This window comes from Pseudomonas azotoformans (genome assembly GCF_900103345.1).
Lineage (GTDB): Bacteria > Pseudomonadota > Gammaproteobacteria > Pseudomonadales > Pseudomonadaceae > Aquipseudomonas > Aquipseudomonas azotoformans.
This window is the reverse complement of the sequence record NZ_LT629702.1, coordinates 5,406,361-5,429,447: the sequence shown is the minus strand read 5'-3', so window position 1 is coordinate 5,429,447 and position 23,087 is coordinate 5,406,361. Positions and strand designations below refer to the sequence as shown.

The following is a 23,087-nucleotide window of genomic DNA, read 5'->3' as shown; positions in this document are numbered from 1 at the left end:
GACAATCGCGCAATCCTAGGTCGCACCTGCAGTCTGTCGGCCCTACCTATCTACCGCTGCACACGCCTGAACGCATGATGTGCTGTCGGCTCCCCAATTCATTGCAGGAGCGACCCCATGCCTGAGTCCCCATCCGTTACCGACAGCCGCCACCATGACCTCCTCAAGGACGCCATACCGGCCTGGCTGACCGACGTGCCTTCGTCCTACCGCAGCGCGGTCAAGCACTCGGACGCCGCGCTGCCCGCCTGGTATCAACAGGCCTCGGCGGCACAACGCAAGACACTGGAAGACAGCGTCGTCGCCAGCTTCACCGCGCAAGGCAAGCTGGACAAGGCGATGTCGACGCTGCAAGACATCGACACCTTCGCCAGGCCCCTGCTGGTCAAGGCACTGAACGATCGGTTCAAGGTTCAGTTGGATGTGGACAAGACTTTCCTGAGGCTCAGGAAACCCATCACCGTCAGCATCGCGTCCATCACCGCCGGTTGGTTCGAGGCGTTGAAGCTGCCGCTGCTGCAAGCGGCCCTGCACAACTTCGAAGAAGATGAATGTGAAGCCGGCGCTTTTCACCCTTCTTCGGGGTTCGTGACCAAGGCCACGAGCGGGGATGACTTTGATGCGGTATCCACCACGCTGACGGTGGCGCAGTTCACCGGGCTGTGTCGCTCGCTGGATATCGGGGCGAAGTATCAGGCGTACCTCAAGACGTTTTTACAGTCGCAGGACGCAGTCGCAGAAACTGCTCTTCGTGAAAAATTCACCAGCGCTCACCGCGCCGCGCTGCACACCGCCGCTGAACAGGCCCTGCTGAAAAAAGATATCAGCGAAGCCGACTACCGCATGGTGAACGCGGTGATCGCCGGCGAAACCAGCCCGATGCTGAATGGCCAACGCGTCTGGTTCCGCGACCTGAGCCTGGCCAGGCATCGCCTGACCGGCGTGGTGGTCTTCCTGCTCAGCGGCCAGCTTCACGACACCAGCCAATTGCTGCTGTACATCCCCAACGACCCGCAATCGCCCCTCAAGCGCTATACCCTGGGCCAGCTCAAGCCCCTGTTCAAACAACGCTTCACCGCCCGCGACACGCCCCCGGCCGAAGACGGCAACCCCACCGCCTACCAGCGCTTTTTCAGCCAGTTCGTCAATTACGCCGACCGCGCGGATTACTTCAGCCAGTTCACCCAAGACACCTCGGACACCACGTTGTCCCAGGACCTGGCCCCCTTTACACCGCTGCTCAATCAGATCCGCCAGGGGCTGGACCCGTTTTCCATCTTCAGCAGGGTCAACGATTTGCCAGCGTCACCGCCCCCCAAGCAAGTCCCCAACGAAGACCCGTACCTGCACCCCGTCATCACGCCGCCAGCCCACAGCGGCCTGTTCTGGCGGGAAGATTTCGACCTGTGGGACTACCTCTACGAACAGCACCGCGCCAAAGTCTATGCCGACGCCCGCAGTCACGCCGTGCCCACGGCGGATGTCGATGCCGCCGTGCGCTCGCGCAAACTGGCGACACTGCTCAATATCGGCATGCTGCTGTTGACCGGTGTGTCGATATTCGTGCCGGGGCTGGGCGAAGTCATGATGGCGGTGATGGCCGGCCAGCTCATGTATGAAACCTTCGAGGGTGTGGAGGAATGGACCGAAGGTGATCGCAAGGCGGCCAAGGCGCACCTGATCGACGTGGCGGAGAACCTGGCGTTTCTGGCGGTAATGGCCGGCGTCGGCAAAGGCCTGGGCAAGCTGACCGCCGTGCCGGCCGAGCCGGTGATCGAGGGGTTGCAGCCGGTGACCTCGGCCGATGGCAAGACCCGCCTGTGGAAACCCGACCTGGGGCCTTATGCATCGCCCGTCAAACTGGCGGCGGATGCCCGGCCCGATGCGCATGGTTTGTACACCCAGGACGGGCAGAGGATTCTGCCGCTGGAAGGCCGGACCTATCGCGTGGCCCAGGACCCGGAAGGCACCGAATACCGCATCCAGCACCCGACCCGCGCCGAGGCCTATGCACCGAAACTCACCCACAACGGCGAAGGCGCCTGGCGCCATGAGGGCGAAACCCCGCTGGCCTGGGATGACACCACCTTGCTACGGCGCCTGGGCCTGCCTGCCGAGGCCCTTGATGACGAACAATTGTTCAAGGCCCAAGAAGCCAGCGGGGTGAGTGCCAATGCCTTGCGCGAAGCCCATGCCAACGCCGAGACCGTACCCCTGCTGTTGGCCGACTCGTTGCAGCGTTTCAGGCTCCATCAGCAGGTGACCGCCTTCATCGAACAGCTCAAGAGTGCCGACCCACAGGTCTACCCCCAGGCGGACCTGGGCACACAACTGGACTTGATGAAGCGGCGCGGCCTGCTGTCCAGCTCCCCGACGCTGCGGGTAATCGACCATGAAGGGCGCATCGTTTGGGACGACGAACCCTACCCACCGTCATCGCGCCGGCGCACGGTGCTGCTTACCGAGCAACAGCTGGCACGCGGCGAAGGGTTGCGTGAAGTGCTGAGCACATTGCAAGGCACTGATCCGGAGCTGGTCGACATCCCTGGTTCGCCCGAGGACACGCTTGCCATACGGGCCGGCAAGTTGCGGCGGGAGCTGGGGGATTTTGTCGAAAGATTCAAGGTGGCACAGGTGGAGGAGCGTTATCAGACACTGACGGCCAGCACCGACCTGGACGTGCAACGCCTGAAAGACGCCTACCCGAAACTGCCGACCCCGATCGCCGTGCACTTGCTCACGCAACTGAGCACCGAAGACCTGGTCGCCTTGCGCCGCACCGCACGCCTGCCGGACGCGCTCGCCGAGCAGGCACAATGGGCCGAACAGGAAACCCGCGTAGCCCGCGCCTATGAAAACCTGTACCTGAACACCCCCTACGACCTCGACAGCCAGCGCCTGGCCCTGCGGACCCTGGAAACACTGCCCGGCTGGCGACGCGGAGCACGCGTGGAATTGCGCCAGCACTCCACCCAGGGTCCGCTGCTCGATGCCATCGGCGAACTGGACACCGCACCGAGCAAAACCCTGGTACAACTGGAAAACGGCCAATTCAAAGGGCCTCGCCCCACGGATCTGTACCAGGCCATTCTGGACACGCTGTCCTCCGGTGAGCGCCAAGACTTGCGACTGGCCGACGCCCGGCAGTTGCAGGCCGCCATCCAGGCCAACCCCTTGCCGCGCGAGACACTGCGTGACGTGCTGCTTGAACACCCGGTGCGCAAACCGGCCTACGACGCAACCATGCGTTTGCTGGGTGGCGGTCGCGGCTACGAAAAACTGGTGGCACCGTTTCGCAGCACTGCGCAGCGGGTGCGCAAGCTCTACCCATCGTTCAGCGATGCGCAAGTCGAGGCCTTTATCGAATCACTGGGCAGCGACGTGCGTACCAGGCTGAGGCTGCGGGAAGCCGAGTACAGCAAGCTCGAAACTGACTTGAACGCCTGGGTCAAAGCCAACCCGCCACGCCTGGTGGTGACTGCGTACGACCGAGCCGGCGGTTATAACCGAGTGATCGCGGAAGACATCAAGCGCTGCTGGCGTCGTGAATCGAACAACGCGCTGAAGATCACCAGCGGCATGCCCTTGGACCTGCCCGCACTGACGGCAGACTTCAGCCATGTTGAAAAACTGCAATTGAGTACCCGCCAATGGTCGGGCAACGCGCAAACTTTTCTGAACAACTTCCGCCAAGTCAAAACCTTGAGTCTGGAAAGCTGCGAACTCGCGACGCTCCCTGAAGGGCTCGACGCAATGCCCCATCTGACCCAGTTGAACCTGAACGGGAACAAAATCGTGTTGACCCCACAGAGCGCCGCCCAACTGAGCCGCCTGCACCAACTGGAAACCCTGGAGCTCAACGGCAACCGCCTGGGCATCACCCCAGATGTCAGCGCCATGAGCCGCTTGCAAACACTGGACCTGTCTTATACCGGCATCGATCAATGGCCGACCGGCCTGCAGGACAAACCCAGCCTGCAATTGCTCGACCTGCGCAACAACCGCCTGCGCGAAATACCCGAGGCCAATCTCGAGCCGCAACCCGAACAACTGGAGACCATCGCCAGGATCAACGGGGTGACGCGCCTTGATGGCAACCCGTTTCCCGAAGCCTACAGCCAACGCTTCGACGCCTACTGGAGGCGCCTGAATGAACAACGCCCAGACCTGATCGGCACTGCCAACGTTTTCGACATGCGCAACCCGCGCCTTGAGCGCACCCGAGCGCTGTACCCAAGGCGCAGTATTCTGGAGGCCCGGCAATTCATCTGGGCCCTGGGTGACGCCGCCGACGCCGAACTGTTGCGCCTTGAACAGGAACTCGAGGTGCTCAACGCACAACTCAATACCTGGGCGGCGGCCGGGGGCAATACCAGCAGCCGCACCGGCAGCGGCTACGTGCGCACGCAACAGCGCTTGCTCAATGGCATCGACCTGGATGACCGCTACAAGGCCAAGGAGCGAATCCTCAAGTGCTGGCGCAAGGAAACACCGACACAGCACGCCAACGATGGGACGGCTATCGGCCTGGAACTCGACCTCAGCGGCCTCAACCTGCCGAGCCTGCCCGAACTGGATGCCGATTTCAGCCACGTGGGCTCACTCAAACTGAGCAACATGCGCCTGAGCGCCTGCCCCGAACAGTTCCTGCTGCGCCATAGCGGCGTGCGCTGGCTGGACCTGTCAAACAACCAGTTGCGCGAGTTGCCGATGGCGCTCAATGAGATGAACGGGTTGACCCGCCTGTTCCTGCAGAACAACCAGATCCGATTGACCGCTGAAACCGCGCAAGTGCTGGCCCGGCGCACCACCCTCAGGGCGCTGCTGCTGAAAAGTAACCCACTGGGCATCACGCCGGACTTCAGCGGGTTCACCGATATGCGTACCTTGGGCCTGCAGGACTGCGGGCTTGAAACGTTTCCCACCGGATTGGGCACGCAACCGTTACTGGACACCGTCGCGCTGAGGGATAACCGCATCACCCAACTGCCCGACTCGCTCATCAACCCAACCGACGCGCAACTGGCGCAATCGGTGCAGCTCACCCATAAAATCAGTCTCGACAACAACCCATTGACCGAGCAAACGCGCCAGCAACTGAGGGACTACAGAGCGAGACTTGAGCAGGCAGGCCTGGCCTCGGCCGACCACCCGAACCAACTGGTCACCTCAGCACTCGCCCCGGTGCACACGCCTCTGCCGCCGCGCATTCGGGACCTTGTGATCATCGAGCCGGCGCAGACTCGGCGCTGGACGCAGGGCCTGGTCGAGGACCAGGTCGCCGCCCGGGAAACCCAGTGGCGGCAATTGCGCGAACAGCCTGGCAGTGACGGTTTCTTCGATATGCTCAACGGCTTGAGCGAATCCCGCGGTGGCCATGCCGACCTGCAACAACGGGTGTGGAGGGTGATCGACGCCATCACGCAAAACTCCGTAGAGTCTGCAGCGCTGCGCGAGCAGATGTTCGAATGGGCAGGCCGCGCGACCTGCTGTGATCGCGCCGGGCTGTCGTTCAGCAACGTGGAAATCATGGCCATGGTACACAACGCCAGGGCCCTGGCTGCCGATACGAACCAGGCCGCCGCCCTGATCAAATTGTCCAGGGGCTTGTTCCGCCTTGATGAGGTGGAAAAAACCGCGCTCAACGATATCGCCAGGCGCACCGAGGCGATCAACAGCAACCCAAGGTTGTCGGCACGGGAGAAAGCCGAGCAGATCGCCCTGCTCGAGGAAGTTGAAATCAGGCTCGCCTATCGATTCGGGCTCAAAGACCAAACCAGACTCGATTTGCCGGGACAACCGCAAACGGCGCAGTTCATCGGCCTGGGCCGGGTCAGTGAAGAGGTGTTGAAGGCCACCTGCGACAGCATCCTCAAGCTGAACAATTCGCCGGCCGAACTCCAGGCACTGATCTCCCGGGAGTTCTGGCAGGAGTACTTGACCCAGAAGTACCGCGAGCAATTCGAGGCGCAGAGCCAGCCCTTCCATGAGCGCCTGGCAGCGCTGCATGACCAGCATGTCGAGGGTTCGCTGGGCGACGCTGACTACGCGCAGCAGGCCAAGGACTTGCAGGCCCAGCTTGCCATCCAGGAAGCCCACCTGATTGAAACACTGACCCGCACGGAGCTGCGCGCCAACCCGACCACCTGACCACCCGGCGCCAGGGCTGCCCGCCCTGGCGCCAGCCTTCGGTGGTGTTCTCTATCTACCGCTAGCCGCGCCTGCCGAAGTGATCTGCTGTCTGCTCCACTACCCAAGGAGAGACAGCATGACGGCTTCACCCGCTTCAAAAAGCCTGCACACCCCCTTTCTCGAAAACGCCATTCCCGATTGGCTGACCCAGGCCACTGCGCAGCAACGTGAAGCCCTGAAAACGACGCCCGCGACAACGCCCGATTGGTACCAGCACGCCTCGGCAGCACAACGCAAATCGCTGCAAGACGCCATCACCGCAAGCTTCACTGCGCAAGGCAAACTGGACAAGGCCATGTCCGCGCTGCAAGACATCGACACCTTTGCCCGGCCCCTGTTGACCCAGGCGTTGAACGATCAGTTCAAGGTGCAACTGGACGTCGATAAAACCTTTCTGAGGCTCAGAAAATCCATCACCGTCGGCGTTTTCTCGATCACGGCCGCTTGGTTCGAAGCGCTGAAGCTGCCCCTGCTGCAAGCCGCCCTGCACAACTTCGAAGAGGCTGAATGTGAGGCCAACGCCTTTCACCCTTCGTCGGGGTTCGTGGTCAAGACCGGAGATGAATTCGACGCAGTGTCTACATCACTGACCGTGGAGCAATTCACCGGTCTGTGCCGCTCGCTGGACATCGGCGCGAAGTACCAGGCCTACCTCAAGGGCTACCTGGAGCCCAAAGACGCGGTCACGCAGGCCGTATTGCGCGACAAATTCATCACCGCCCACAAGACCGCCCTGCGCGTTGCAGCTGAACAGGCATTGCTGAAGAAAGACATCACCGACGCTGACTACCGCATGGTGCTCTCGGTGGTCGGCGGCGAAACCGAACCCATGCTGAACGGCCAACGCATCTGGTTTCGCGACTTGAGTTTGATGAAGCACCGTCTCACGGGCGTGGTGGTATTTCTGGTCAGCGGAGAGCTCCACAACGCGAGCGAGTTGCTGCTGTACATCCCTGATGATCCGCAATCGCCCCTCAAACGCTACACCTTGCGCCAGCTCAAGCCACTGTTCAAAGAGCGCTTCACCGCCCGCGACACGCCCCCGGCCACCGCCGGCAGCCCCAGCGCCTACCAGCGTTTTTTCAGCCAGTTCGTCGATTACGCCGACCGTGCGGACTACTTCAGCCAGTTCACCCAGGACACGCCGGATACCACCGTCACCCAGGACCTCGCCCCCTATGCGCCGTTGCTGGACCAGATACGCCAAGGGTTCGACCCGTTTTCCCAATTCACCCGAATAAACAACCCGCCGCCCCCCAGCCCGATCAAGCAGGTGGCCAACGACGACCCCTATCTGAACCCCACCGTCATCGCACCGGTTCACAGCGGTATCTTCTGGATCGATAACTTCGACCTGTGGACCTACCTCTACGAGCAACACCGCGCCAAAGTCTATGCCGACGCCCGCAGCCACGCCGTGCCGACCGCGCAGGTGGATGCCACCGTGCGCTCGCGCAAACTGGCAGCGCTACTCAACATCGGCATGCTGCTGTTGACCGGGGTGTCGATATTCGTACCGGTGCTGGGTGAAGTCATGATCGCCGTGATGGCCGGCCAGCTCCTGTACGAAACCTTCGAAGGCGTAAAGGAGTGGTCCGAAGGTGATCGCAAAGCGGCCAAGGCTCACCTGATTGATGTGGCGGAGAACCTGGTGTTGCTTGCTGCTCAAGTGGGGGTAGGAAGAGGCCTGGCCAAATTGACGGCGGTACCGGCTGAACCGGTGATCGAGGGGTTGCAGTCGGTCACCTTGCCCAACGGAGAAACCCGCCTGTGGAGGCCCGACCTGAACGCCTATGCAAGCGACGTTGCCCTGGCGCCCGAGGCCAGCCCCGATCCCCAGGGACGTTATGCGGTCAACGGCAAAACCTATATCCGCCAGGACGGTAAGCACTACGAAATAAGCCAAGGAACAACGCCCGGCGAGTGGCGCATCCAGCATCCCAGCGATCCGGATGCCTATCAGCCGCTGCTGCGGCACAACGGCCAAGGCGCCTGGCGGCACACCCTGGAACGCCCACTGGCCTGGGACCGGCTGACCCTGCTGCGCCGGCTGGGCCACGCGACCGAGCAATACTCCGACGAGCAACTGTTGAAGATCGCCGACGTCAGCGGCGTCAGCGACAACACCCTGCGCAAGGCCCACCTGGACAACCAGCCGCCACCGCCCGAATTGACGGATGCCATGCGCCTGTTTGAAGCCGACAAAGGTGTCGAAGACGTGATCAGCCAGGTGCAGACCGGCACGGCGGTGGACGAACGTTATCTGTACATCCTGCCGCTGGTCACTGAGTTGCCCCGCTGGCCGACGGGTCGGGTGCTGGAGGTCTTTGACGGTCCGGGCCTGCGGGGGAAATCCATTCAGTACGGCGCCGAGCGCTTGTATGCCGGCGTGCGCGCCAGGGCGCCCATCCGTATGAGCCGCGCGGATGTACTGGGCAGCGGGCTGCCGGGGCGTATCCTGGCGGTGCTGGACGAGGACGAGATCACCGGCCTGCTCGGTGGCGAGGCGGCACGGGTGCGGGAGGCCAGGCCAGTGGAGTTCAGAAAACAGATCGCCGACTTTGCGCAGACCCGTCGAGCAGCGATTTTCGAAAGTCTCTATGAAGGCCCCAAACCCACTGACCTGCGCATCACGCAATTGCAAAAAGCCTGTCCGGGGCTGAGCAAGCCAGCAGCGCAAGACATCCTGGCCCACGCCAGTGCCGAAGCCCTCGACCGCCTGGAGAGCACCGGCAAAGTGCCGCTGGCCTTGCTCGAAGAAGGCCGCTGGTATGCACGACAAGGGCGTCAGGCCCGCGCCTATGCCGGGCTGCACACGGATCACATCGCGACCACCGACAGCAAACGCCTGGCCCTGCACGCATTGCAGAAACTGCCGGGCTGGTCGGACGCGGTGCGCCTGGAAATCCGCGATGAACACGTAGGTGGCCGACTGATCGAGGCCATCGGCAACCAGGACGCGATGCAGCGCAAATTCCTGGTCAAGAAAGGCCCGGTCTACCAGGCGTTCGACGAGCGCGGCGAGGCCCTCAACAGCCTGCCCAGGTATGGCGACAACTTTTACGCGTCGGTGCTGCATGCCCTGCCCGACGAAGCGCGCCAGGCGTTGGGTGTTCCCCATGTCGGCCAGCAGGCCGAGTTGCAGCGCAGCATCATCCGCAGTGCGGTCGAGCACCGTCACCTGGCGCCACAGTGGCTGGGCCTGCCCCGTGGTGAGGTGACGCGGTTCAAGCCGCCTGCGCGCATCCGCGTGAATCAGGCCGGTTACTACGCCAGTGGCCGTGGCGCCGGCATGGACCCGTCGCTGGTCACGCGCGTGCAGGACCTGTACCCCGACCTGAGCGACGAGCAGGCCAACGGCTTTATCCTCCAGCAACGCCGCGCCGGGCAAACCGACGCGCAGATCTACGGGCTGTTGCAGGCACGCGGGCGTGAATGGGAAACCCTGGAAAACACACTGGCGCAGTGGGTTGCAACGCAGCCGCCCACCTCACTGGAAGCCATGCTGCGCAATACCACAGCCGAAAACCTCAGGGCCAGTTGGCGCAATGCGCCCCTCGCCAGTGACGTGCAGACAGCCGCTAGACTTGAACTCACCACCGACGCCCCGTTGCCACCGTTGACGGCGGATTTTTCCCATGTGCGCGTGCTGGTCACCCACGGCCAACCGCTGGAGCAATTGCCTGGCTTGTTCCCCAGCGTGGAAAGCCTGCATATCTTCGTCACCGGCCCGCGGAGCATCAACCAGCTCGAGACATTGACACACTGGCCAAGACTGACGAGGTTGCAGCTCTTTTCACCGCTCTCGGCCGAAGACATCAACACCCTGGGCACGCTCAGCCAGTTGGAAGAGCTGAGCATTGCCAACAACAACGTGTTTGCGCCGACTCACCAACCCCGGCTGGATGTCAGCCGCCTGACGCGGCTACGCCAGTTGGAAATAGTCGGCTCCCAGGTGACCGATTGGCCGGTTGGCGTGCAGGACCTGCCCCAGCTCGAGCGCCTGAACCTGAGCGGCACCGGTATCCAGAGTATTCCGACCGAACTGCTGGAAGGTCACCAGCGCCTGCTGTCCGGCCTCTCGCTGGACTGGTCGAGAATGTCGCGCGACAGCTTCAGAGCGCTCTATACCCGGCTGAACAACCAACCCGATCACTTGATCGACCTAGAGGAAATGGTGCGGATTTACTGTGTCGGGGAACTGGCACGCCTCACGGAGCCCGCTCGGGACTCGCAGGTGTTGATCAACAGCTTTGCCGAACGCTGGGTCGGTCACCGCGCCCGCTTTGACGCGATTGAGGCGCTGAGCGAACAGTACAGTGAAATCGACCGGCGGCTGAACGAGTGGCTGCGTCCTCCCCACGCGGTGGAACACGCAAACCAACGATGGATGGGCGGTTACTTGCGGGTCCAATGGAGTCGCGGGCTGCTCAACCTCTACGCGGCGGCTGACCCACTGCGCGCGCGGCCAAGCTCATTTCTGGAAGTGGATCTACGCGGTTTCAGCCCCTCAAGCCTGCCCGAATTGCCGGCCAACAGCTTCCCCCACACCCTAGCCTTGCGCCTGATGAACCTGCGTGTGCCCATGGAGCAGGTCAGTCGTTTCGTCCGGGCATTCACCCAGGCACGCACTGTCGAACTGAACTATTGCGAGCTGGCCGCCGCCCCCTCCGAGCTCCAGGACTTCGTCGCACTGGAACATCTCTCGCTGCAAGGCAACCCCCTCACGCGCCTTGAGATCGATCACATGCCACGACTCAGGACGCTGAACCTGCGAGAAACGAACCTGCAGCAAGTGCCGACCGGTCTCGAGGACTTGGCGCAACTGACCTCGCTGAACCTGCGCAATACCCGCATCACCGTGTTGCCCGAGGCAATCCTGACCAGAGACGAGCTGCTGCTCAGTACCAACGTCGTCGGTACGCCGTTGAGCCAGGTTTCCGAAGGCGCGCTGGCTGTGGCCCGACAGCGGGTTGAAACCGCCCGGGGCCTGCCCGCCGGAGCCCTGGAGCGTTTTGCCTATGAAGAACCACCCACCAACGTATTCCCCGAGGCCGAAAGCGGAGCCTCATTGGCCCGCCACCTGCTCGACCTGCCCACCGCGGACCCCGGCCTGCCCCTGCCGCAACGCCTGCAACGTTTGCAGCACGGCATGGATGAGCAGACGTTACAGCAATGGCTGACACGCCTGCGCGCAGGCGGCGCCAGTGACACGCACTTGCACGCTCTGATCGACGTCTGGAATGAGGCCCTGCACACCCTGATACGCCAGCTCAATGGCTGGCTGTACACGCGAGGCTCGCCAGCCACCGACTGGTCCGTGGCCAGTCGCCGCAACCAGGCCGCGCAACGCATCGTCACGTGCTGGCGCCAGGGGCTGGCGTCGGACCCGGCGGGCCAGACCCTGAGTTTCAACGGCTTGCAACTGGACAACCTGCCGGTGGTAACGGCGGACTTTTCCCATGTGCATCACCTGGACCTGAGCGGCCTCCTGTTCGCCGAACAAGGCTCCAACGGTTTCCTCGCAGGCTTTTCCAACCTGCGCACATTGCGCCTGACCGGCAACGAGTTGCAGGGCTTGCCCAGGGCACTCGCAGAATTACCTGAGTTGCGGGAGCTGGATCTGTCATCCAACCGATTCGACGATGAGTTGGCCATCGGCCTGGATGACTGGCCACACCTGCAACAGCTGAACCTGAGCGACAACCTGATGGAGTTTTTCAGTCTCGAGCCTGGCTCGCCCCTCGAGGTGTTGAACCTGAGCGGTAACCGCCTCACGGATTGGCCGGCAGGCACATTGGAAGCCGGTCATCTGCGCACGCTCAACCTGAGCGCCAATGACATCAGTGCAATCCCGACCGAAGCACTGGATGGCAGCCACGATGCCTTGATGGAGGGCACCGATATCTCCGACAACCCCCTGTCCCACGACAGCCTGACAGCGCTTATCGAGTATCTGGACCGCACGGGGCGTGACTCGGCGCTGGGCCTGTCACGCCGGGACATCCAGACAATGCTGGACGATGGGCTCCCGTCATCACCAGAGCCCGATGAAATCTTCCCTGAACAACCCGACGAAGAGCTCCCGGCGCAACCCGCCCTACCTGAACAACCGGTGCCCTGGATAGACGACCTGCCCCTTCCTGAACAAGGCAGGCTGCGGGAGATCTGGACCCAACTGCAGGCCGAACCGGATCACCAGGCGTTTTTTCACCTGCTCGAACGGTTGCAGGACACCACGGAGTTCGGCGCGGCTCGCGCCGACCTGTCGCAGCGGGTACGCAACGTGCTGGAAGCGGCCGCCGATAACTCCGAACTGCGCCAGGCGTTGTTCGCCATGTCCCATACGCACGGCACCTGCGTCGATGGCCGCATCCTGACCTTCAGCGGGCTGGAAGTCAGGGTCTACGAGCACAACGCGTTGCTCAACGTCGATGCGGCGCGGCTGGATCTGAGAGGTGCGGCCCTGTTGAACCTGTCCCGGCAGTTGTTCCGGCTGGGCAGAGCCGAAGTCGAGGCCGACAGGGCGCTGGTCCCACACTCGGACGTGGCGGAAGTGCGCTTGTCGTACCGCATCGGCCTGGCCAGGGGGTGGCCGGACCAGCTGGAGCTACCTGGGCAACCCCGCCACATGCGGTTCAGCCGGCCAATCACAGGCACTGAACTGGCCGACGCGCGCCGCAATATTCTCGACGCAGAACGCAGTGAGGTGTTTTACGAGGACCTGATCAGCCGGGACTACTGGGTGGACTACCTCAAGCAGCGGTATGCCGACGAGTTCGCCACCCTCAAGCGCAATGCCGACGCACGGCAGAACGCCCTGGAAGATGCACACCAAGACTTTGATGACGCCTACCTCGAGGCCTTGAACCGACTGGAAATCGAGCAGGCCACCGAACGTAACCTCAAGCTGCTGGAGCTGTCACGCCGGGAGGTGGCCGAGCTGACACCGCACGGCGGCGATCACCAGCAACCCGGCGCCTCCCGCCCGCAGTAACGGGCGCCCAGGCGTTCACTCCCTCAGAAGTTTTCGCGGGGATTGAACGCCGCCTTTTGCGCCAGCTCCTGCCACAGGGCCTTGACCTCATCGCTGCTGTCCTTGGGCATGACTGCCTTGAGCTGCACGAACAGGAAGCCGCGCTGCCCGGCCTTGTTCAGCAGGCCATGGCCCTTGGCGCGCATGCGTTGGCCGTTCTGGCTGCCGGCAGGCACCTTGAGGTTGATCTTGCCGGTCAGCGTCGGCACCTGTACTTCAGCACCCAGCGCCAGTTCCCACGGCGCCAGGGGCAGGTTGATGATCAGGTTTTCGCCATCCACTTCGAATTTTGGATGCGGCGCGAACTTGATGATCAGGTACAGATCGCCATTCGCACCACCGCCAATGCCCGGCGCGCCCTGGGCCTTGAGGCGGATGCGCTCGCCGTCGGTGACGCCGGCGGGGATCTTCACGTTCAGGCTCTTGGTGGTGTTGCTCACATGCCGGCCCGACGCGTCGTACTGCGGCACCTGGAAGGTGACCTGCTTGGACTCGGTGGACAGCGTCTCCTCAAGGAACACCGACAGCTGCATCTCCACGTCCTGGCCTTTGCGCCCGGCAGGCCGACGCTGGCCGCCACCAAAGGCGTCGCCACGGGAGCCGAAGATCGAGCTGAAGAAGTCCGAGAAGTCCTCGCCACCACCGCCACCGCCAAAGCCGCCACGGCTCTGCCAGCCCGGTGGTCCCTGGAACGGTTGGCCATGCTGGCCGTATTTGCGCAGCTCATCGTATTCGGCGCGCTTGTCGGCGCTTTTGAGCGCCTCATAGGCTTCGGACGCGTCCTTGAACTTGGCTTCGGCGTCTTTTTCCTTGCTCACGTCAGGGTGATATTTGCGCGCGAGCTTGCGATAGGCCGCCTTGATTTCCTTGTCATCGGCGGTCGGCTCGACACCCAATATCTTGTAGTAGTCTTTGAAATCCATCGGCGGTTCACCATCCTTAATCGAGATCGCACAGCCCGGGGCACAACGTGCGCTGCATTGCACTTGTCGAGTGATGTGGCCTGGGGGGTGCGTCAAAGTGTTATCGGCACATGCCGTATGCAGCAGATGTGGGGGCAAATACCCAACTTTCAAGCGTGATTTAGCGGATAGTCGGCCTACGCATCCGCCTTCGACTGGCATACACTGCGCGGCCGTTTTTCAACCGGAACCCGATAGACATGAAAAACCCATCCCCAGCCCGTGCCTGCGGCATCGACTTTGGCACGTCCAACTCCACCGTCGGCTGGATCCGCCCCGGCGAGGAGACGCTCATCGCGCTGGAGGACGACAAGATCACGTTGCCGTCGGTGGTGTTCTTCAACTTCGAGGAGCGCCGCCCGGTGTACGGTCGCCTGGCCCTGCACGAATACCTGGAAAACTACGAAGGCCGGCTGATGCGATCGCTCAAGAGCCTGCTGGGTTCCAAGCTGATCAAGCACGACACCAGCGTGCTCGGCACCGCGATGCCGTTCACCGACCTGCTGGCGCTGTTCATCGGCCAACTCAAGAGCCGCGCCGAAGCCAACGCCGGGCGTGAGTTCGAAGAAGTGGTACTGGGCCGCCCGGTGTTTTTCGTCGATGACGACCCGATGGCCGACCAGGAAGCCGAGAACACCCTGGTCGACGTGGCGCGCAAGATCGGCTTCAAGGACATCTCGTTCCAGTACGAGCCGATTGCGGCGGCATTCGACTACGAGTCCACCATCGAAAAAGAAGAGCTGGTGCTGATCGTCGACATCGGCGGCGGTACGTCCGACTTCTCGCTGGTGCGCCTGTCGCCGGACCGTCGCCACAACGACAACCGCCAGAGCGACATCCTCGCCACCGGCGGCGTGCACATCGGCGGCACCGACTTCGACAAACAGCTCTCGCTGAACGGCATGATGCCGTTGTTCGGCTACGGCAGCCGCATGAAAAGCGGTGCCTACATGCCCACCAGCCACCACATGAACCTGGCCACCTGGCACACCATCAACTCGGTGTACTCGCAAAAGTCCCAGCTGGCGCTGGGCAGCATGCGCTACGACATCGAAGACACCGGCGGCATCGACCGCCTGTTCAAGCTGATCGAACAGCGCGCCGGGCACTGGCTGGCGATGGAAGTGGAAGAAACCAAGATCCAGCTGACCCACGAAGACAGCCGCCATGTGCTGCTGGACCGGGTGGAGCCCGGCTTGAGCGTGGAGTTGAGCCGGACCTTGTTCGAATCCGCCATCGATGGCCTGCTGGAGCGCGTGCGCAACAGCGTCACACAGTTGCTCAACGATGCCTCGGTGAGCGTGGCGCAGGTGGACACGGTGTTCTTTACCGGCGGTTCCAGCGGGATTCCGGCGCTGCGCCACAGCATTTCGGCGATGCTGCCGAATGCGCGGCATGTGGAAGGGAATATCTTTGGCAGTATCGGCAGCGGCTTGGCGATTGAGGCCAGCAAGCGCTACGGCAGCTGAGTTTTATCTGAAACACCGTGGCGCGCCCATCGGGGGCAAGCCCCCTCCCACTTTTGAATGTGTTCACAGATCAAAATGTGGGAGGGGGCTTGCCCCCGATGAGGCCAGACTGGCCAATACAAGGCTTAAACCATACCCCCGAGCTTCAGCTCACTCTTCAAGTACGCGTAGTAAATCGGCCCTGCCACCACGCCGGGCAAGCCAAACGCGGCCTCAAACACCAGCATCGCCAACAGCAACTCCCACGACTTGGCACTGATCTGCCCGCCCACGATCCGCGCGTTGAGGAAGTACTCGACCTTGTGGATCACAATCAGGTAACCCAACGCCGCCACCGCCACCCAGATCGACAGCGACAGCGCGACGATGGTGATCAGGGTGTTGGACATCAGGTTGCCGATCACCGGCAGCAGGCCGAGCAGGAACGTCAATACGATCAGGGTCTTGGTCAGCGGCAGGTGGATCCCGCACAGCGGTAGCACCACGGCGAGAAACACGGCGGTGAAGGCGGTGTTGAGCGCGGCGATCTTGATCTGGGCGAAGACGATGTTGCGAAACGCCTGGACCAGCAGGTGCAGGCGGTCGAACAGCGCGGCGGCCAGGGGTTTGCGTTTGGTCAGGTCGGGCACGCGCTGCAGGGCGATGATCGCGCCGAGCACCATGCCGATCAACAATGTGACGAACATGTGGGCAGCATCTTTGCCCACCAGTTGCAGTTCACTCAGGTGCTTGCTCAGCCAGTCGCCGATGGCCACGCGGAACTCGGCGGCGCTGGCGGGCAGGTAGGCGTCCAGGAAAGGCGGCAGCTGGCCGCGCGCGCGGTCGACCACGCCCATGAATTTGTCGAGGGACGCCCCGGGGTTTTCCGCTTCGTGGAGCAGGAAGCTGATGGCGCCGGCAAAGATCAGCGCCAGCACGCTGACGATCAACGTGCCGAGCAACGCAACCGCCAGCCAGCGCGCGCGCCGGCCTTCGATCAGCCGTTGCAGTTGGGGGGTGAGCATGTTGACCAGTTCATAGACCAACAGGCCGGCCAGCAGGCTGGGCAGCAGTTTGAGCGGCAGCACCAGCAGCAACCCGCCAAAAATGATGATGTAGCTGGCCAGCAATAGCACGTGACGCTGAGAAAACGTTGGCATACAGCCTCAAAACGAACGGCGTTAAAGGATGGGCAGTCTGCCAGCCTTGAAGGAATCAAGCGAGTGGGTCGGTTGTGAATGCGATCAAGTGTGGGAGCCGGGCTTGCCCGCGATGGCCTCGCCGCGGTGTACCAGACAGACCCAGGCGCCTGTATCGCGGGCAAGCCCGGCTCCCACCGTTGATCTGCGGCGCTCGCGAAAGAGTGATCAGCCTTTGAGGCAGGTGCTCATAAAGGTTTTACGCGCATCGCCGGTCAGCGCCTTGGTTTTCGCCGACGCATTGCAATCCTTCATCTTCTGCTGCTGCGGTGTCAGGGTCTTGGCATCATTGGCCGCCGGGGCTGACAGGCAGGTCTTCATGAACGCCTTGCGCTCGTCGCCCTTGAGCGTCTTGGTGGTGGCTTCGGCGTTGCAGGTGGTCATTTTGTTTTGCTGGGCGGTGGCGGCAAAGCCTTGGGAACACAGCAGCAAGCCCATCATCAACAGCGGAATTCGCAGCATCTTCATGGAGTTTTCTCCCTGTTACCGCACCGAAGGGCACGGCCTACCCAGCAGTGTAGTCAAAGCCTGTTACATCTTCACCGACTACGAATATGCGCCCGCCGGTACTGCTCAGGGGTACATCCCGCCTGGCGCTGGAACATGGCGATAAACGCCGAGGCGGTGCTGTAGCCCAGGTCAAACGCCACATGTTGCACGCTGCGCTCGCTGTCGAGGGCCTCGATGGCGGCCAGGTAGCGCAGGCGTTGGCGCCATTCGCCGAAGCTCATGCCCAGTTCCCGCACGAACTGACGCGCCAGGGTGCGCTCGCTCACGTGCACCTGTTCGGCCCAGTGCGCCAGGGGCCGGTTGTCGCCGGGATCGGCCTGCATGCCTTCCAGTACGCCGAGCAGGCCGGGGTGACGGGCGTAGGGCAGGAAGCACTCGTGGATCGGCGCCTGCCTGAGTTGGTCCACCAGCACCTGGGCCAGGCGGATATCGGACTCGGTCTGCGGCATATTCACATCGCGCTGGGCGAAGTCACTGAGGATGGCCTTGAGGATATCGCTGATGGCCAGGGTGCACGGCTGCCGGGGCAATTGCTCACAGAGTTCCGGGGCCAGCCCCACCGAGTGGTAGACGATCGCCTCGGCGTTATAGGAGCTGTGTTCGGTATGCGGCGGCACCCACACGGCGTACTGCGGCGGAGACATGAAGCGGCTGCCGGCCACTTCCATGCGCATCACGCCACTGGCGGAGTAATCCAGCGAACCCCAGAAATGCTGGTGCGGCGTGCACTCGGTGTCGGGGGCGAAATCCGAATAGCGGAAATACACCGGGCTCGGCAGTTGGGGGAAATCCTGGAGGCGTACGTTGTGCTTGGCCATGTTGTCTGGATACAGCAGTGGGTTGTCTGGATCGCAGTATAGGCTTCGATCCAGACAATGGATAATCCTGCCTCATCTACACACCGGGTTCCTTTCGATGCAATACGCTTATCCCTTGCTGGCCATTTTTATCTGGGCCGGCAACACCGTCGTCAACAAACTGGCCGTGGGCGCGCTCTTCCCGGCAGAAATCGGGTTTTACCGCTGGCTGCTGGCGGCACTGCTGTTTACCCCGTTCATGCTCAAGCCGGTGATTGCCCACTGGGCGCAGATCCGCCCGAACCTGGGCAAGGTGTTCATCCTCGGCGTGCTGGGCATGGCGGTGTACCAGAGCCTGGCGTACTACGCCGCGTCGCTGACCACGGCGACCAACATGGGCATCATCCTGTCGCTGATGCCGTTGATGGCGCTGGCGGCGGCCATCATCAGTCTCGGCCAGCGCCTGACCTACGGCGCGCTGACCGGTGCGGTGCTGTCATTCGCCGGCGTGGTCGTGGTGGTGTCCGCCGGCAGCCTCGGTGCACTGCTGCAACACGGGGTCAACCTGGGTGACGGCATGATGCTGGTCGCGACCCTGGCCTATGCGGTCTACAGCACCCTGCTGAAAAAATGGCAACTGCGCCTGCCGCCGCTGGTGCTGCTGTATCTGCAGGTGCTCGTGGCGGTGGTGGTGCTGTTTCCGCTGTTCCTGTTCTCTGCCAAGGCCGGCCTGGGCTGGGCCAATATTCCGCTGGTGTTGTATGCGTGCCTGCTGGCTTCGATGCTGGCACCGCTGGCCTGGATGCATTCGGTGAAGACCCTGGGGCCGAGCCGCACCACGTTGTTTTTCAACCTGCTGCCATTGATCACCGCGCTGATCGCCGCCGTGGTGCTGAAGGAAGAACTGGCGCTGTATCACCTGGTGGGCGGCCTGCTGACCTTGGGCGGGGTGATCTTGTCGGAGCGCTGGACCACGCCGGTCAGTGCTGCCTGAACCGTCGCTATCGCAGGCAAGCCAGCTCCCACATTCGGCCACATTCCAAAGGTGGAACTCGGTCGAATGTGGGAGCGGGCTTGCTCGCGAAAAACGAAAACGCGGTCTCCCGACTAGACTCCAGCAGCCTTGAGCCGTTGCGCATGCTCGACAAACAGCCGGATCGGCTCCGCGCCCTTGCCCACCAGGCCCAGGGACTGGTTGACGATATCGAAGTGATCCAGTGCGTAGTCATCGCCGATCACCAACCCCAGGTGTGAGCTGTAGCGCCCGACCATGCCGTCACACTGGCCCTTCTCCCGCACGAAGCTGCGGGCGAACAGGCGGCAGCTGCGGTTCGTGCCGTCGAACAGGTTACGGCCACGGTCGGTGATGCCCGGCTGCAAGGTGCCGGACCATGAGTAATAGCGCACGCCGTTGACCTCTTCGGCGCCCTGCCCGCCCCAGGTCTGCGGCAGCCCCTGCGGGTATTGCTGGTTGAATAGCGCCACGCCGGCACTGGTCAGGGAGTGATGGGACGCCTGCAAGTCGGCCTTGAAGCGTGGCCCGCGATAGCCGGTTTCGAGCACGCCCATCACCCAGGCGGCCAGGTGAAACAGCGCGCTCATGATCCGGCCCTTCACGCCGTCAGCGGGGTAATGCAAGTGGATATAGTCCGCCAGCTCCGAGCCATGGTTGGGGCCCGCCACGGAGGTCACCGAGGCGACCCACTCGGGGCGCTTGGCCGCCGCATACCGCGCGGTGAGCGAGCCTTGGCTGTGGCCGATCAGGTTGACCTTGTCGGCACCGGTTTCGCGGCGAATGCGTTCGATCTGCACCAGCAGTTGCTCGCCACGCACCTCACTGGAGTCCAGCGGCGCCACTTGCACGGGAAATACCTGCGCCCCGCCCGCCCGCAATGCCGGGACGATGCCATACCAGTACGGGAACCAGCCCAGGCGCACGAAGCCGAGCATTCCGGGCACCAAAACCAGGGGGTAACGCGTGGCTAATGACTGTGGCATGGGCCGAACGTCCTTGATCAGGAAAGGATGCCCACAGGCTAGCCCAGCCCCACGACGAGGTTGTGACATAAATCCAATAAAACTTTTTGCGTCCCCCAAGACTCACAACTTGGAGCGATCACGCCGACAGAGCGTGGCGCAAAACCGGATTAGCCCCAGGAGATTGAGATGACCGAAGCAAACTTGACTGACGTTGCGACCCTGCGCAGCCGCGCCCGCCAGAACGTCGAAAACGGTGCCGTGACCGAGGGCTATGACGCCGACCGCGAAGAAATCATCCGCCTGCTCAATGCGTCGCTGGCCACCGAACTGGTCTGCGTGTTGCGCTACAAGCGTCATTACTTCATGGCCAGCGGCATCAAGGCCGCCGTTGCCGCGCAAGAGTTCCTCGAACACGCCACCCAGGAAGCCGAACACGCCGACAAACTCGCCGAACGCATCGTGCAGTTGGGCGGCGAGCCGGAGTTCAACCCGGACCTGCTGTCGAAGAACTCCCACGCGCAATACGTGGCCGGCAAGGACCTCAAGGAGATGGTCTACGAAGACCTGGTCGCCGAGCGGATCGCCGTGGACAGCTACCGCGAAATCATCCAGTACATCGGTGATAAAGACCCGACTACGCGCCGCCTGTTCGAAGAGATCCTGGCGCAGGAAGAAGAGCATGCGGACGACATGGCGGATATTCTAGAAAGCCTGTAACCCCATGTGGGAGGGGGCTTGCCCCCGATAGCGGTGGATCAGTCAATTGAGATGTCGACTGGTCTACCGCCATCGGGGGCAAGCCCCCTCCCACATTTGCAGTTAGCCTTTCACGGTTTTCGGCGCCTTGCCTTCTTTCATCTGTTGCAGCAGCGGCGCGCATTCGTTCGGCTCCCCGCCGCTTGGCGCAACCAGCGCCAGCAACCCGGCCGCCGGCCCGGCAATCACGCCCAGCGCCACCATGCCGGCACCACGCAATGCCAACGGAATGGCCTTCACACCCGCATTCGGCTTGATGAACGGCCCGTTGACGTACAGCGGTGAACGCAGGGAGAACAGGCGGAAGCCTTTCGATTCCGGGGTGATGGTGAGATCAAGCTGCTCCGTGGCCATATTCGCCGTGCCATCGATATAGATGATCGCGTTCTCGGTATCGAACACAAACAGGCGAGTGGTCGCCAGGCCGGTCTTGATGCCGAAGTTCGCCGCCGCGCAGTTGATCTTCACTTCCTTATCGCCGAACAGGCGACCCACCACGTAGTTGCCCACGTTGAGCCCGGCGATTTCCATCAGGCCACGGCTGATCGCGCCGTCGTTGATCAGCATCTTCAGGTCACCGTTGGAGGTGCCCAGCAATGCCGCCACCGAGTTGCCGCGCCCGGAAATATCGGCATCGCCATTGAGTTCACCGAAGCTGGTCTTCATCGGTTCGAAGGTCGGGAACAGTTGCTTGAGCTTGAAGTTGCGCGCAGTGAGTTTGGCGCGGCCTTCCATCGGCGTGGTGCGGCCATTCAGGCGAATCTGCGCATCCAGCTTGCCGCCGGCCACGCCAAAACGCAGGGGCTCAACGCTCAGTTCGCCGTCATTCAGCACCAGGTGGGTGTAGAGGTCGGTGAACGGCAGATCGGCACTGTGCACGATGCGTTTGCCGGTGAATTCCACATCGGCATCCATCACGCGCCAGCGCTCGGTGCGGAACTCTTCCACCGGCAGCACCTTGGTCGCGGGCTGCTTGCTGTCGCCGCCACGGGCTTTTTGCTTGGCGTTGGAGTCAGCGCCGATGAGGGGCGCAAGGTCGGTCATCAGCAGTTGGTTGGACACCAGCGTGCCGCTGAGCTTGGGCCGTGGCTGGCTGGCGACGTAGGCAAGGCTGCCGTGGATGTCGCTGTTGCCGATCTTGCCGTTGAAGTTTTCATAGCTGAACGAGGCACCGCTGGGCTCGTGCAGCTTGGCGATCAGGTGGCCATCGGTGGAATAGGCTGGTGAATCGGGCAAGGTCACGCCGGTCAGTGGGTAGAGGTTGCCCAGGCTGGAGCCGGCGAGCTTCAGGCGCAGGTCCAGGGCGCCCAGATTCAGTGGGTCCGTGAGGGTGCCGGCCAGGGCGATGCTGGTGTCGGCAATCTTGACCTGGGCTTGCAGCGGGAACGGCTTGGCCGCGTCTTGCAGGGCCAGCAGGCCGCCGATCTTGCCACTGCCGTCGAGTTTCTGGCCGTGGTACTGGCCTTTGACCTTGAGGCCGAACGCGTAGTCCTGCGGCGCGGAGCCTTTTTCCAGCGCCTTCTTGGCATCGGCGTCGCCGACGATTTCGCCGAAGGGAATGGGTTTGCCCAGCGGATCGATGATCACATCTAGTTGGGTCTTGAGGGTCTGGTCGTCGAGGGTCACGTGGCCTTTGTCGAAACCGATGGCGCCGATGTCCACCACCCAGTTGGAGGGCTCGGCGTTGGGGTCCTTGGGGTCGAACGTGAAGGTCCAGTTGGCGCGACCGTCGGCCAGGCGCTGCAATTGCGCGCTGGGCTCGGTGAGGTCGATGCGCGGGATCACCACGCGTTGCACCAGCAGCGCCAGCGGCGAAATGCGCAGTTCCACCTTCTTGAGAGTGACCATCTGCGGGTTTTTCGACCAGTCGGGGTTGCCCAGGGTCAGGTCTTCGGCAATCACGTGCGGCCAGGGCACCCAGGCGCGCCAACCACCTTCATCGGGCTCGCGCGCCCACACCACGGCCAGGTTGCCATTGATGGCAAAGGGTCGATGCAACTCTTCGGAGACCTTGGCATTGAGAGGCGGCTTGATGCGGTTCCAGTCAAAGAACACCAGGACCACTACCACGATGGCGATTAACAGAACGAAGCTGGCGCAGCTCCAAGCGGCGATTTTACGCGTGCGCGTCATTGCACAGGACTCCTGAATACGACTGGCTGGGTGACAGCCTTTAAGGACAGCTTATAGGACTACGACTGGTAAAC

Annotated in this window: 11 protein-coding genes; 5 read left to right on the top strand and 6 right to left on the bottom strand. The window is 62.6% G+C overall.

From position 1 onward, the window contains the following. Positions 1–117: 117 nt before the first annotated feature. Positions 118–6,150, top strand: coding sequence for an NEL-type E3 ubiquitin ligase domain-containing protein (locus BLR69_RS24570; protein ID WP_071492970.1), 6,033 nt, complete (start codon positions 118–120; stop codon positions 6,148–6,150). Positions 6,151–6,268: 118 nt separating this feature from the next. Continuing rightward, entirely contained in the window at positions 6,269–13,189 is a 6,921-nt protein-coding gene (locus BLR69_RS24565; protein ID WP_071492969.1) for an NEL-type E3 ubiquitin ligase domain-containing protein, read from the top strand. 23 nt (positions 13,190–13,212) lie between these two features. On the opposite strand, the gene BLR69_RS24560 is transcribed toward BLR69_RS24565, so the two are convergent. After that, entirely contained in the window at positions 13,213–14,151 is a 939-nt protein-coding gene (locus BLR69_RS24560; RefSeq protein ID WP_058423543.1) for a DnaJ C-terminal domain-containing protein, read from the bottom strand. Between the two features lie 239 nt (positions 14,152–14,390). On the opposite strand from BLR69_RS24560, the gene BLR69_RS24555 reads away from it, so the two are divergent. Beyond that, a complete protein-coding gene (locus BLR69_RS24555) occupies positions 14,391–15,659 on the top strand; it encodes an Hsp70 family protein (protein WP_071492968.1) in 1,269 nt (422 codons plus the stop codon). 125 nt (positions 15,660–15,784) lie between these two features. Here BLR69_RS24555 and BLR69_RS24550 read toward each other — a convergent pair whose 3' ends face one another. The 3 genes from BLR69_RS24550 to BLR69_RS24540 form a co-directional block, all read right to left on the bottom strand. Beyond that, on the bottom strand, positions 15,785–16,798 hold the full coding sequence (locus tag BLR69_RS24550) for an AI-2E family transporter (RefSeq protein WP_027607720.1): 1,014 nt from the start codon (positions 16,796–16,798) through the stop codon (positions 15,785–15,787). A 207-nt stretch (positions 16,799–17,005) separates the two neighbouring features. Next, the gene (locus BLR69_RS24545) at positions 17,006–17,305 is read right to left on the bottom strand and encodes a PsiF family protein (protein ID WP_017849707.1); all 300 of its coding nucleotides are present in this window, start codon (positions 17,303–17,305) and stop codon (positions 17,006–17,008) included. Positions 17,306–17,376: 71 nt separating this feature from the next. Further along, positions 17,377–18,165 (bottom strand): AraC family transcriptional regulator, encoded by a 789-nt coding sequence (locus tag BLR69_RS24540; protein WP_071492967.1) that lies wholly within the window; start codon positions 18,163–18,165, stop codon positions 17,377–17,379. A 97-nt stretch (positions 18,166–18,262) separates the two neighbouring features. On the opposite strand from BLR69_RS24540, the gene BLR69_RS24535 reads away from it, so the two are divergent. Continuing rightward, positions 18,263–19,138: a DMT family transporter gene (locus BLR69_RS24535; protein ID WP_071492966.1), complete on the top strand. Its 876-nt coding sequence runs from the start codon at positions 18,263–18,265 to the stop codon at positions 19,136–19,138. A gap of 113 nt (positions 19,139–19,251) precedes the next feature. Here BLR69_RS24535 and BLR69_RS24530 read toward each other — a convergent pair whose 3' ends face one another. Then, on the bottom strand, positions 19,252–20,142 hold the full coding sequence (locus tag BLR69_RS24530) for an esterase/lipase family protein (RefSeq protein WP_071492965.1): 891 nt from the start codon (positions 20,140–20,142) through the stop codon (positions 19,252–19,254). Between the two features lie 168 nt (positions 20,143–20,310). On the opposite strand from BLR69_RS24530, the gene BLR69_RS24525 reads away from it, so the two are divergent. Further along, complete coding sequence (locus tag BLR69_RS24525) at positions 20,311–20,841, top strand: ferritin-like domain-containing protein (protein ID WP_010213553.1); 531 nt, start codon at positions 20,311–20,313, stop codon at positions 20,839–20,841. 102 nt (positions 20,842–20,943) lie between these two features. Here BLR69_RS24525 and BLR69_RS24520 read toward each other — a convergent pair whose 3' ends face one another. Next, positions 20,944–23,013: an AsmA family protein gene (locus BLR69_RS24520; protein ID WP_071492964.1), complete on the bottom strand. Its 2,070-nt coding sequence runs from the start codon at positions 23,011–23,013 to the stop codon at positions 20,944–20,946. Positions 23,014–23,087: the final 74 nt, after the last annotated feature.

What these genes read in the sequence shown, in the direction of transcription:
- BLR69_RS24570 (WP_071492970.1), top strand. Translation starts at nt 118, where the DNA reads ATGCCTGAGTCCCCATCCGTTACCGACAGCCGCCACCATGACCTCCTC.
- BLR69_RS24565 (WP_071492969.1), top strand. Translation starts at nt 6,269, where the DNA reads ATGACGGCTTCACCCGCTTCAAAAAGCCTGCACACCCCCTTTCTCGAA.
- BLR69_RS24560 (WP_058423543.1), bottom strand. Translation starts at nt 14,151, where the DNA reads ATGGATTTCAAAGACTACTACAAGATATTGGGTGTCGAGCCGACCGCC.
- BLR69_RS24555 (WP_071492968.1), top strand. Translation starts at nt 14,391, where the DNA reads ATGAAAAACCCATCCCCAGCCCGTGCCTGCGGCATCGACTTTGGCACG.
- BLR69_RS24550 (WP_027607720.1), bottom strand. Translation starts at nt 16,798, where the DNA reads ATGCCAACGTTTTCTCAGCGTCACGTGCTATTGCTGGCCAGCTACATC.
- BLR69_RS24545 (WP_017849707.1), bottom strand. Translation starts at nt 17,305, where the DNA reads ATGAAGATGCTGCGAATTCCGCTGTTGATGATGGGCTTGCTGCTGTGT.
- BLR69_RS24540 (WP_071492967.1), bottom strand. Translation starts at nt 18,165, where the DNA reads ATGGCCAAGCACAACGTACGCCTCCAGGATTTCCCCCAACTGCCGAGC.
- BLR69_RS24535 (WP_071492966.1), top strand. Translation starts at nt 18,263, where the DNA reads ATGCAATACGCTTATCCCTTGCTGGCCATTTTTATCTGGGCCGGCAAC.
- BLR69_RS24530 (WP_071492965.1), bottom strand. Translation starts at nt 20,142, where the DNA reads ATGCCACAGTCATTAGCCACGCGTTACCCCCTGGTTTTGGTGCCCGGA.
- BLR69_RS24525 (WP_010213553.1), top strand. Translation starts at nt 20,311, where the DNA reads ATGACCGAAGCAAACTTGACTGACGTTGCGACCCTGCGCAGCCGCGCC.
- BLR69_RS24520 (WP_071492964.1), bottom strand. Translation starts at nt 23,013, where the DNA reads ATGACGCGCACGCGTAAAATCGCCGCTTGGAGCTGCGCCAGCTTCGTT.